We start from the raw sequence: 11,575 nt of genomic DNA, 5'->3' as shown, positions 1-11,575 counted from the left end.
TCGAAGGCGCGCGGCGTTTCAGGCGGGCATATCGTCATTGGAGTTTCGCGGCCTCGGGCGTACGAGGCCGCTTCGCGCGTATTCAAGAGAAAGAGAGGTGGCGCATCATGGTTTCGGTCGTCGTCGCGTTTGCCGCCGTATTGGCGGCATTCGTGCTGTCGTTCGTCGTTGTAAGCTATGAGCGCGAGCTGCGTTCGGTGGCGCGGTTTCTCGCCGAACGCGAGCGGGGGAGCAACGAGCGCATCTCCGTCGAATTTTCGACGCGCGGTATATCGGGGATAGCGAAGGCCGTCAATGCCGAGCTTGATGCTCAGCGCGATGCGCGGATCGAGCGGGACCGCCGCGAAGAGGCGTTCCGTCAGGATCTGGCTTCGCTTTCGCATGATATCCGCACGCCGTTGGCCGGCGCCCAGGGCTATCTGCAGCTTTGCGAGCGTGCAAGCAGCGATATCGAGCGCGCGCGGTGCCTGGCCGCAGCGCAAGACCGCCTTGCCGCCATGCGTGCTTTGACCGACGACCTGTTCGAATATGCGAAGGCGTCCGATCCGCAAAGCCCGCTTTCCGCGGGGCCCGTCTGTTTGTTTTCCGCCGTGGCCGATGTGCTTGCGGGCATGTATCCGCAGTTCGTCGAAAAGGGATGGACGCCCAAGCTCGATTTCGAGAGCGAGACGGCGTGCGTTTCCGCCGATGCTGAATCGCTTGCGCGCGTGTTTTCCAACGTGCTCTCGAACGCTCTTCGTCACGGCGCGGCCGCGCCCTGCATCGTCCAGCGCGCCTCGACGGTCACGATATCGAATCGCGTCGTCGATGCCGCCTCGATCGAACCCGCGTGTCTGTTCGGTCGATTCTATCGTGCCGACACATCGCGTGCGGGCGGCGGGTCGGGACTCGGGCTTGCCATCGTGGCGCAGCTGTGCGAGCGCATGGGCGGATCGGCTTCCGCGCGCCTCGAAGGCGACGTCTTGTCTATCGAGCTGCGTTTCGACCGGACCTAAGCGCCGCCTCGCTACGCGATGCCGGCCCCGTTTTCCTTCCCCGTACGTCCTGCGCATTGTCGCTTCTCTTGAAATCGGTAACAATTGTGTGACAGGGGTCGTCCGCTCCTTTCCACGCGTCCCCTGCAAGTAGAATCAGCTTTCTGTACAAATGTTGATTATCTTGGCAAAGGAGGAGCGAGTGGGCAACATCCTGCGCGTGTTCGTGCGCGACGTGAAACGCATCGCGAAAACGCCTGCGGCCTGGCTCGTGGCGCTGTTTCTCATCGTGCTGCCTTCCCTGTACACCTGGTTCAACGTCATAGGTTTTTGGGACCCGTACGATAATACGGGAAACCTGCGCGTGTGCGTGGTCAACGAAGACGCAGGTGCAAGCGACGAAGCGCTCGGAGATTTGGATCTGGGCGATCAAGTGGTCGAACAGCTGAAAGAGAATAAGCAGCTGGGGTGGCATTTCGTCGACCGCGACGAGGCCATGCGCGAAGTCGAATCGGGCGAGGCCTACGCGGCTTTTATCATTCCCGAGGATTTCAGCTCCGATGTGACCACGCTTCTTTCAGGCGATTTTCAGCAGCCTGAGCTGGAATATTACGTGAACGAGAAGGCGGGGCCCGTTGCGCCGAAGATCACCGACACCGGTGCCACCACCCTCGACAACACCATTAACGACACCTTCGTATCGACCATCAGCTCGACGGTCGTCTATGCGATCGACGAGGCTATGAAGGAGGCCGACGCCGATTTCGAGACCACGCGCGGCAATGCGGTCGTTCGTCTGGACGAAGCCGCGGCCGACATCGCATTGGCTCGCGATTCGCTGAGCAATCTGGCGACGGCGGCCGACGAAGCCGTCGAGAAGACCGCCGCCGCCCAAAAAGCTCTCGAAGATGTAAAGGCGCAGGTCGTGCTTTTGGGCAAAGGGCTCGGCCAAGTGTCCGAGCTTGCAGGAGACGTGAACAGGGGAATCGTCACGTTTTCCGGCAACGTGGGCGGCGTGCTCGATCACGGGTCCGTGTTGCTTTCCCAGGCCTCGTCAAAGACGAACGAGGCTATAGGACAGACCACGTCGGGCATCGTCGCCGCGACGGGCCACGTGGACGCCGCCGTGGGCCGCGCCCAGGCCGTGGTGGACGAAAACGCCCGCATCATCGCCCTTCTGCGCGAAATCCAGCAGGCGCTTCCGGGCGATAGCGCCGCGTCCGGCAGTATCGATGTCGTGGTGACGTCGCTCGAGGAGCGCAACGCCGAGGCGAATGCGACGCTGGGCGCGCTGCGCGACCTTTCCGCCGGCGTGTCGGGAACCGCATCGTCGGTGGGCGACGCGGCGGGTTCTGTGAACACGGCCGTTCAGCAGACGCTGACCAACGTGGACGGCTATCGTGCCACGCTCTCCAACACCGCCATTCCCCAGGCAAGCGACGGTCTGACGCGGATCGTCGCGGCTACGAGCGGCTTCGGCTCGGCGGTTTCCAACCAGACGCTCCTGGTGGACCAGGGCATCGGCGTGCTCGATCAGCTGAAGGCCACGCTCTCTTCATCGGTCGATGCTTTGTCCCAGACCGATTCGCTGCTGGCCGACTTGCAGGCCGATTTCGAGACGGTCAAGACCGACGTGGCCGCGTTGGGGTCTTCGGGTTCGGTGGCTGCGCTCTTCGACGACGGTCGCATCGATGCATCCAAGGTCGCCGAGTTCATGCAGTCTCCCACCCAGGTGCAGACCGAGAACCTCTATCCCCTTAATTCGTATGGCTCGGCTATGGCGCCGCTGTTCATCAATCTCACGTTGTGGATCGGCGTGTTCATGCTGTTGGTGATCATGCGCAACGAGGTGGACGACGAGGGCATCCCCAACCTTACGATCGGTCAGCGTTTCCTGGGCCGCGAGATGCTGCTGGCGGTCATGGTGGTTCTGCAATCGATCGTGTGCTGTGCGGGATGCCTGGTCATAGGGGTGCAGGCGATCAACGTGCCTGCATTCTTCCTGACCGCGGCGATCTGCTCGTTGGCATACCTTGCTGTCCAATACACGCTTGCTACCACGCTTCAGCACATCGGCAAGGCGATCTGCGTGATCTTGGTGTTCGTCCAGATCCCAGGCGCCACGGGTCTGTATCCGATCGAAATGACGCCGAGCTTTTTCCAGACGGTCTACCCGGTATTCCCGTTCACCTACGGCATCAACGCCATTCGCGAAACCACGTGCGGCTTCTATGACGGCGCGTGGCTGCAAAGCGTCGGCATGCTGCTGTTGTTCCTGGCGGTGTTTTTGACGGCAGGTCTGGTGGCGCGTCCGTATTTGGCGAATTTGAACCATCTGTTCGCGCACCAGATCGAGGAAAGCGACATCATCAACGGCGAGCCCGTGCAGCTGCCCGAGCGCCGTTACCGCATGGCGCAGCTCATCCGCGTGCTTTCCGACCGTGAGGAATACCGCAGCGCCATCGCCGCCCGTGCGGCGCGTTTCATGAAGCTGTATCCGAAGTTCAAGCGGGGTGCGGTGGTCGTAGGCATCCTGGTGCCCGTGGTGGTGACGCTCGTGTTCGCCATCACCGAGACCGAGAAGGTGGTCATGCTCACGGCATGGCTCGTGTGGATCGTGGCGATCATCGCTTTCCTCGTGGTCGTGGAATATCTGCGCGACAGCCTCGAGCGCCAGGTGTCGCTCGAGGCCATGAGCGACGAAGAGGTGCGTTCGCTGTACGCCAGCCGCAACGACGTGTGCGCATGCGATGCGCCTGCGGGATGCGGGGGCGATGTTCGAGTGCGCGCCTCGGCCTATGCGGGCGGTCGACGTATGTCCGATGATGAAAGGAGCCGGCGATGAGAAATATCTGGCGCCTTTTTACGGGCGACCTGAAGCGACTCGGCCATAACGTGATCACGGTGATCATCGTGTTGGGCCTGGTGGCCATACCGTCGCTGTTTTCGTGGTACAACCTGATCGCGTGCTGGAATGTGTTCGACAACACGGGCAACCTCAAGGTGGCCGTAGCGAATTCCGACGAAGGGTACAAAAGCGACCTGGTGCCGCTGGAGATAAACGTCGGCGAACAGGTGGTTTCGGCATTGCGCGCCAACGACCAGCTGAAGTGGACGATCACCGACGAAGAGGACGCCATCGACGGCGCCCGATCGGGTCGCTATTACGCGGCGGTGGTGATTCCTTCGAGCTTCAGCCGCGACATGATGACGTTCTACTCCGACGACGTCGAGCACGCCAAGATCACCTACTACACCAATGAGAAGAAGAACGCGATCGCGCCGAAGGTGACCGATCAGGGTGCCGACGGCGTATCGGCCCAGGTGAACACCGTGTTCGCGGAGACGCTTTCGGAGGTAGCGCTGGGAATCGCCACCACGCTCGCCGACTATGCGGAGAATTCCGACATGGGCGGACGCATCGGCGAGCTGGCCGTGCATATCGACAACGTGGGCTCCACCATGGACAAGGCGTCTTCGGTGCTGACCATGTATTCGTCGGTGCTGGGGTCGGCTCAAAGCCTCGTCGACGATTCGGCGGCGCTGCTCGGTCAGGTCAAAAACGAGGCCGACGGCGTGAAGGATTCGGTGTCGGATATCAAGGCGGCTGCGGGCGATGTCGGCGACGCCATCGGCACGTCGGCTTCGGCGCTTTCGACGGCTATCGAACAGAGCGCCGCAAGCTACGGCGCGGTGGTCGATTCGGTGGACGCCGCGTTCGATTCGGCGTCGTCGTTGGCGTCTTCGTCGGCTTCGCAATTGACTTCGGCCGCTTCGAGGGTCGACGGTCAGATCGGCGATTATCGCAATATCATCGAACACCTCGAATCGCTTAAGCCCCTTTTGCCGAGCGCGGCGCAATCGGCGGTGGATACTATGACGGCGCGCCTGAACGCTTCGATCGCGTTGCAGGAGCAGTTGCGCGATTCGCTTAATTCGGCGGCGGCCGATATCGAGGCGGGCCGCACGAACACGCAGGCCAAGCGCGATGAAATCAAGGGTCTTGCACAGCAGGCGAAGGATGCGCTGAGCGGCGCCAAGGCCGATTACGACACGCAGCTCAAGCCCGACATGGAGGCTCTGTCCGACACCGTCGGCGAGGCGAGCGCGACGTTCTCTTCCACGGCGGCGACGCTTGACGCCACGGCGTCCGATCTGTCGGGTGCGGCGGGTTCGGTGTCTTCGGGCATCGGCGACGCCAAACAGAAGCTCGATGCGGCAGCGTCGGATTTGTCGTCGTCGGCGCAGCGCATGCATGACGCGGGCGCCCGCATCGCCGAGGCGGCCGCCAGCGGCGACGTCGAGGCCTTGCGCGCGGCGATCGGCTCGGATCCGTCCGCCTTGGCGAAGGCGGTTTCGGCGCCGGTGAAGCTGGACAGGCATGCGGTGTATCCGGTCGACAACTTCGGATCGGCCATGACTCCGCTGTACACGACGCTCGCCCTGTGGATCGGCGCGCTGCTGGTCATGGTGACGCTTAAGGTGACGCCTTCGAAGCGCATCCTCGACCAGATGGGCCACGTGCCCGCATGGCAGCAGTTCATCGGGCGCTTCGGCGTGGTGGCGCTGATATCGCTCATGCAGAGCACATGCGTGAGCGTGGGCAATATGGTGTTCCTCGGCGTGCAGACCGCGAATCCGTTCCTTTACCTGTTGTGTTATTGGGTATCGGGATTGGTGTTTGCGTTCATCATCTACACGCTGGTGGTGTCGTTCGCCAACTTCGGCAAGGCCATTTCGGTGTTCCTGCTGATCATCCAGGTGTCGGGCGGCGGAGGAAGCTATCCGCTGCAGTCTCTGCCGACGTTCGTGCAGGAGCTCAGCCCGTATTTGCCTGTCACGCATGCGGTCAATGCCATGCGCGCGGCCATGTTCGGCGTGTACAATGGCGACTTCTGGACCGAGATAGGCATCTTGCTGCTGTTCACGGTGCCGTTCATCGTGCTGGGCTTGGTGCTTCGCACGCCGTTGATCAAGGTGGTGTCGAAGTTCGTCGAGATGGTGGAAAGTTCGAAGGTCATGTAGCGCTGCATCGCGTCGCTGTGGAGGCGGCGCTCGGCGCGATGCTGGGGCCGATGTATCCGATGGGTGCGTTCTTCAGGGGGGGGGCGCACCCATTTTTTATGCTTGGGAAGCGGCGGGCTGCGTCGCAACGCCGGCGGACTTTCGGTTTCGCGGGAAAGGCGGGCGTTGGGGTCCGTGCAGCTGCATCCGACGGCCGTGTCGCGGCGTACTTTGGAAAAAAGAGGCCTCCGAGGCCAAAAAATGCGAGGTTTGGCACGCCGCCGCGCCGATTCCCCGCTATCGGGCTCAAGTTAATACCCGGTTGAATGATGTATGTGGTATATCGTTGCGTTCGTCCCGTCGAATGGCAGCGTATTTGCTCATTCGAGTGGCAGACCCTCGAAAAAATGGCCTGAGACGCCCCTTTTTTTCCAAGAAACCCCCTCCGGCCGCAGCGGGGGAGGAATGAGGCCGTGCCGTCTTGGCTCGGCGGTGTCCGCCATGCGGTTTCTCGTGTGCCTGAGGGGCGCTTTTCAAGGGCGTGTATCCCGGTCGGTTGTTCGACCGCTCGTGTGCAGCGAAACGGCGCGCTTGTTCGTGGAGGCGTTACGGGATTCGGCGTCGTCGTGACGCGCCCCTTCTCGCGGAGCCTTCTGCGCATGCAAAACGGCCCGACGCGGTAAGACGTCGGGCCGTTTCGGAAGAGGGAGCCGTTTCGGGGCGGATGAAGAGGCTTGGGCGGTTCTATTCGGCGGCCAGCTCGCGGCGGCAGGAACGCTCGGCGATCAGGCTGCGGCCGATGCGGGCGAATTCCATGAGGAATCGCACGAACACGTAGCCGACCATGGCGCAGGCAAGGACGGTTTCGATGCCGACCAGCACATGGAGGGCGGCGGGGTAGACGATTCCGGCGTTCGCCAGCATGGTGAGCGTGCGGTCGAGCGCGGTGGCGGTGATCACGAAGGGAAAGGTCATGGCCGCATAGCTGGGATAGAACTTCAGGCGCAGGAAGTGCGGCAGGCGGATGAGCACGGCGACCAGCAGCAGCTGGGCCAGCACGGCGAGCACGCAGGCGAACACGGGGTTCGGGATGGGCTCGGTAGCAAGGTAGCCTGCCAGCGAAAGGCTCATGGGCGCGGTATAGATACAGAACAGCGGACGTGCGCCTTCTTCGACGGGATGCTTGGCATAGCGGACGGTCACCATCACGAGCAGCGCGGCGTAGGCGACGAAGCCGAACCAGAAGATGGCAGAGCCCAGGCGCTCGAGTCCGTAGACCGGCGAGCTCACCGACGCCACGACGATGCCCACGTAGCAGATGAAGTAGGTGGGATAGACCTTGGTCAGGTCGAATGCGCGCAGATGATACACGGTGAACCAGGCCATCAGCACGAAGTGCGCGATCACGGCGCAGGCCCAGATCGCGAAGGCGGGAACATGGGCGAACGGGGCGAGATAGGTGCTCAGCTGCATGGCGGTCATGAGGAAGGTGGCGCTCACGCTTGCCAGGATGGGGTTCTCGAAGTCCTCGCGGATGCCGGCGGAATCGCTGAGCAGACGCGCGGCAAGCAAGATCGTCAAAGCGAAGGAGCATAGGCCGCATGCCGCGTAAGCCGCTGTCGACATAGGTTTGAGCAGAATGCCCAGCGCGGCGAGGCCGAGGGCGAGACCGCCCGTGGGGATAGGTACCTTCTTCAGAAACTCTCGCATGATCGCTCCTTATCAATCGGGCGGCTCTTTGCGCCGCCGTTATTTCGATGGGCTTATCTTGCGCCTGTCTGTCGATGAAGTAAACTTATGATTACTAATGGTACGAATAGTTTTACTTATGGTTATCGTGCGGGCGTCGCGGCGGCTCGGCGTTTGTCGCGCGCCCGCGAGAAAAGCGTTCAGGAGGATGCCATGCTCGATACCCGCGTCGCCACGTTTCTGGCCGTGTGCCGTACGCTCAACTACACCCACGCCGCCCGCGAACTCAGCCTGACGCAATCGGCGGTCTCGCAGCATATGGCCTATCTCGAGCGGGCCTACGGCGCCAAACTGGTATCGATCGAAGGCAAGACCATGCGCCTCACCGAGCAGGGAAGGCTGCTGCAGCGGGCCTTCCTTTCGTTCGCGCACGACGAAGCCCTGCTGCGCCGCCGCATCGCCGCCGTCTCGTCGGACGAGGTGGTGTGCCTCAACGTGGGCACCACGCTTACGGCGGGCGAATACATCGTGGCGCCCGCGCTGGCGCGCTCCCTGAAGCGCAATCCGCGGTTTCGCGTCACGGTGACGTCGCGCAGTACCGACGAGCTGCTCGAGCTTATGGACAAAGGGTCGATCGACTGCGCCTTCGTGGAAGGCATCTTCGAGAAGAGCGCGTTCGCGTGGGATCTTCTATGCGAGCAGGAGCTGGTCTGCGTCTGCTCGCCCGAGCATCGGCTGGCGGGAACGCGCTGCCGTATGGAAGACCTGTTCGGCGAGCCGTTGATCGTACGCGAGAAGGAGTCCGGCTCGCGCGCGGTGCTCGAGCACGCTTTGCGCGGGCGCAATCTCACGTTGGCGTCGTTCGCCGATGTGGTCGAGGTGTCGAGCATCGGGATCATCAAGGCGTTCGCGGCGGAAGGGTTGGGCGTGTCGTTCGTTTACGAGGCGGGCGTGTCGGCCGAGCTTGCGTCAGGGGCGCTTGCACGTATCGAGGTAGAAGGCGACGCGATCGTGCATGACATCTCGTTCGTCCGCCCGAAGGAAAGCGTGTTCGAGGACGGGTTCAGGGGGTTCTTCGAGGGCGTGCGCAGCGAATTCGGCGCTTGAACCGACCGCCGCTCGGGTTCGTAGCGAAGGGGTATTGCCCGGCTTTCAAGGTTCTTTCTGCAAGAAAGGCCTCTCCGATGCAGCGGAGAGGCCTTGCGGGTTTTATATGGCGCCCCCGGCGGGATTCGAACCCACAACCATCGGATTAGAAGTCCGGTGCTCTATCCATTGAGCCACGGGGGCGTGACGGACGCGATCGATGCGCGACCTTGGGCACGGCGAGTCGTTGATGAAGAGGACGAATGCGTGCGGCTCTTTATTATAGCGGAAACAAAAAAAGGAAATAATTGAAAAATGCTCTTGCAAAACGGTAAAGAGGTCTGTATATTATCCACTTGCACATTGCGTGTGACGTGGTGGGTGTGGCCTAGTTGGTTAGGGCGCCAGATTGTGGCTCTGGAGGTCGTCGGTTCGAATCCGATCACCCACCCCAGATTTTTTAAATTGGCTCTTGCGTAATTCGAAAGAATAGTCCACAATAGCCAAGCGCTTCAGCCACGAAGTGCAGAACCTTTACATATGCTTTTTCGGATCGTTAGCTTAGTTGGTAGAGCAGGGGACTCTTAATCCCAAGGTCCGGGGTTCGAGTCCCCGACGATCCACCAGATAGCAACAGGGCTGGAGGCGAAAGTTTCCAGCCCTTTTTAATTGTTCGGATCGCATGGCGGCGAAAACGCCGTATACTGTTCCGAACCATCAAAACGAACCGTTAATGTATACATTCAGGGAGCTTTGTTACAGAATGCTTGCAACAGGGGGCTCTCTGCATGTAAAATCGCGGTTCGTTGTCAAAGAAGATGCAGGGTTTCCGTGCTGACAGGTTGAGAAAGGCAGGCGAGCAATGAGCGAACTGATGAGGTATAAAGGCAGGCGCTCCTTGATTACCGGCGTGAGCCTCGAACCCGGTCAGGTGTACGAAATCGTCCCGCTCGACAGGAAATACGGTCGCGACGGTTTTTGGGTCGAGGTTACTGACGGCAAGGATAAATGCCGTTGTCCGTACGAGGATAAAGAAGCCTTTCTGAATAACTGGGAAATGGCTAACGGGGCGCTCTAGGCGCCCTTTTTTATGCCCCGATCGCGCTCTCGTACTGTCCCGGGCGGTCTTGCGCGTCAAGCTGTCGACGATCCCGCTAAAAGAACATAGGCGGAGAAAAGGCCTCCCCGCCGATCGGCGGGGAGGCCTTCGCCTTGCACGGCACCGTCTGGCTCCGCGTGAAAAAACGCTCGAAGCGGCATGCTACTTGAGAGTGACCTTCTCGATGACCGCCATGTCGGCCATATCCGTGCTGGATTTGCTGACTTTCTCGCTCTTCTTGAATGCCCAGCTGTTGATATAGCCGTCGAAATGAACCATGTTCTCCTTGAGCTCCGTGACGCTGTCAGAGGTCCTATCGAACGTGTCGCTGCGCCAGATGTTGTTGTTCTTCGGCTGGGCTGCGGGTTTCAGGTCAAGGCTGACGCTGGTAAGGATGTATCGTGGCATATCGGGATAAAACATCGCGATTTCGGAATGCAGGGAGCGGTTGCCTGCCGAGCGAGCTACAAGCGATTTGGCGCCGGTCGTGGACATATGGATCGACTCCCGCTTCGGCGAGGCGGAGTCGTTGTGCCAAGCGATGAAGGGCATGTCCGCATCGTAGTCGAACGTGCGGCCCCTCTTCTTCGATTTGGCGAAGGCGCGATCCCATTTCACGGTGGACATGCTGCCCGTGCAGAAGGTGTACCACTCGTTGGTCGTGTAGCAGAAGTACGCCTTGCCGGTGGGCTTCGCAAGGCCGCTGTCTTCGGCACCGTCGTCGGATTCGGCCTGGTCGGCGTTGACGACGTCGTTGAGGTGGGCCGCGTCCAGCGTGAGCGATGCATTGCCTTCGCCGTCGGTTTTCACCTGGGCGTTGGGAAGGTCTTGGCGGGTGCCGTCGGGTGCGAGCACCGTAACGGCCAGATTTCTCGCCTCAACGGGGTCTTCGTCGTTATGCAGGGTCATGTCGACCGTGACGGAGCCGTCGTCTGCGATTTCTTCGAAACGAACGCCGGCTTTCTCGGCTTCTTCGTATTGCGCCAGAAGCGCGGCATCGATATCGGACGTGTCGTTGCGTTCGAGCGTCACCGCATTGGCGTTTCCGCCAGGGTCTTCCGATGCGCTCGTCGGCTGTGCGGCCGCGGGCTCGGTCTTCGCGGGTGTTTCCTCCGTCTTGTTGTCTAGAGGCTCTTCGCTCTTGCAGCCGGCGATGGGCGTGAACGCAAGGGCGAGCGCTGCTGCGAGAAATACGCAGAGCGCCTTTGAACGGCGAGCGGTGCTGTACGGCATAGCTGCCCCATTCAGCGGTTTTGGCTGCGAAATCGCATGATGCGCGGAATATACACGCTGGTTCAGGGCTCGGGACGCTATTCGTCGAGGTATTCGCCGAGCAACGGATTCGCATGAATCGTTGCGTGCCGTGAAAGCCGCGGCGCCTCCTTCGTCGTCATATTTTTTCATCCGCTATTTTCCGCGCGGACCGTATCGTTTTACGAATGGGGTTTCCTCGAGCGGCGAACTTGATATATAAAGAAAGGTTGTATCTATCAATACGGTTCGGCCTCGACTTCTGTATCCGTCGGGAGCCGAACGCAATGCGTGTTCGCCGGAGGTCATTGGTGCGTCGGGCTTGCAGGGCCCGGCCGTCCGATGCGGCGAGGGTTTGCGGCTTCGACGGATGTTCTACCGTGCGGCTATCGCGCGTAGACGTTTGCGGCCTGCATGCGACCGGCCGCGTGCGGATGCGCGATAAGCACTGCAATGCAAGAGGAAGTGGGGA

At 61.1% G+C, this 11,575-nt stretch carries 7 protein-coding genes and 3 tRNA genes; 7 read left to right on the top strand and 3 right to left on the bottom strand.

Annotated features, from left to right (window positions below; all coding sequences use genetic code 11):
- Positions 1 to 107 precede the first annotated feature (107 nt).
- The 3 genes from Q6E04_RS01380 (at position 108) to Q6E04_RS01370 (ending at position 5,999) form a co-directional block, all read left to right on the top strand.
- On the top strand, positions 108 to 995 hold the full coding sequence (locus Q6E04_RS01380) for a sensor histidine kinase KdpD (protein ID WP_303249038.1): 888 nt from the start codon (positions 108 to 110) through the stop codon (positions 993 to 995).
- Between the two features lie 181 nt (positions 996 to 1,176).
- Positions 1,177 to 3,819, top strand: coding sequence for a YhgE/Pip domain-containing protein (locus tag Q6E04_RS01375; RefSeq protein ID WP_303249037.1), 2,643 nt, complete (start codon positions 1,177 to 1,179; stop codon positions 3,817 to 3,819).
- Positions 3,816 to 5,999: a YhgE/Pip domain-containing protein gene (locus Q6E04_RS01370; RefSeq protein WP_303249036.1), complete on the top strand. Its 2,184-nt coding sequence runs from the start codon at positions 3,816 to 3,818 to the stop codon at positions 5,997 to 5,999. The genes Q6E04_RS01375 and Q6E04_RS01370 overlap by 4 nt, the downstream gene beginning before the upstream one ends.
- Positions 6,000 to 6,722: 723 nt before the next feature.
- Here Q6E04_RS01370 and Q6E04_RS01365 read toward each other — a convergent pair.
- Positions 6,723 to 7,688, bottom strand: coding sequence for a TDT family transporter (locus Q6E04_RS01365; RefSeq protein WP_303249035.1), 966 nt, complete (start codon positions 7,686 to 7,688; stop codon positions 6,723 to 6,725).
- Between the two features lie 192 nt (positions 7,689 to 7,880).
- Here Q6E04_RS01365 and Q6E04_RS01360 point away from each other — a divergent pair, with 192 nt between their 5' ends.
- The gene (locus Q6E04_RS01360; RefSeq protein ID WP_303249034.1) at positions 7,881 to 8,774 is read left to right on the top strand and encodes a LysR family transcriptional regulator; all 894 of its coding nucleotides are present in this window, start codon (positions 7,881 to 7,883) and stop codon (positions 8,772 to 8,774) included.
- 107 nt (positions 8,775 to 8,881) lie between these two features.
- Here the strand turns inward: Q6E04_RS01360 and Q6E04_RS01355 are convergent.
- Positions 8,882 to 8,957 (bottom strand) — tRNA-Arg (locus tag Q6E04_RS01355).
- Positions 8,958 to 9,130: 173 nt separating this feature from the next.
- Here Q6E04_RS01355 and Q6E04_RS01350 point away from each other — a divergent pair.
- From Q6E04_RS01350 to Q6E04_RS01340, 3 genes are all read left to right on the top strand, one after another.
- Positions 9,131 to 9,207, top strand: a tRNA-His gene (locus tag Q6E04_RS01350).
- A 96-nt stretch (positions 9,208 to 9,303) separates the two neighbouring features.
- Positions 9,304 to 9,379: transfer RNA gene (locus tag Q6E04_RS01345), tRNA-Lys, on the top strand.
- A gap of 236 nt (positions 9,380 to 9,615) precedes the next feature.
- A complete protein-coding gene (locus tag Q6E04_RS01340; RefSeq protein WP_123198087.1) occupies positions 9,616 to 9,831 on the top strand; it encodes a hypothetical protein in 216 nt (71 codons plus the stop codon).
- A 183-nt stretch (positions 9,832 to 10,014) separates the two neighbouring features.
- Here the strand turns inward: Q6E04_RS01340 and Q6E04_RS01335 are convergent, their stop codons facing one another.
- A complete protein-coding gene (locus tag Q6E04_RS01335; protein ID WP_303249033.1) occupies positions 10,015 to 11,085 on the bottom strand; it encodes a hypothetical protein in 1,071 nt (356 codons plus the stop codon).
- Positions 11,086 to 11,575 lie beyond the last annotated feature (490 nt).

The sequence above is a fragment of the uncultured Slackia sp. genome (assembly GCF_959608125.1).
Lineage (GTDB): Bacteria > Actinomycetota > Coriobacteriia > Coriobacteriales > Eggerthellaceae > Slackia.
This window is presented reverse-complemented; position numbering and strand designations above follow the sequence as displayed.

Excerpts from the sequence above, each read along its gene's own strand:
- Q6E04_RS01380 (WP_303249038.1), top strand. The coding sequence starts at position 108 with ATGGTTTCGGTCGTCGTCGCGTTTGCCGCCGTATTGGCGGCATTCGTG.
- Q6E04_RS01370 (WP_303249036.1), top strand. The coding sequence starts at position 3,816 with ATGAGAAATATCTGGCGCCTTTTTACGGGCGACCTGAAGCGACTCGGC.
- Q6E04_RS01365 (WP_303249035.1), bottom strand. The coding sequence starts at position 7,688 with ATGCGAGAGTTTCTGAAGAAGGTACCTATCCCCACGGGCGGTCTCGCC.
- Q6E04_RS01360 (WP_303249034.1), top strand. The coding sequence starts at position 7,881 with ATGCTCGATACCCGCGTCGCCACGTTTCTGGCCGTGTGCCGTACGCTC.
- Q6E04_RS01340 (WP_123198087.1), top strand. The coding sequence starts at position 9,616 with ATGAGCGAACTGATGAGGTATAAAGGCAGGCGCTCCTTGATTACCGGC.
- Q6E04_RS01335 (WP_303249033.1), bottom strand. The coding sequence starts at position 11,085 with ATGCCGTACAGCACCGCTCGCCGTTCAAAGGCGCTCTGCGTATTTCTC.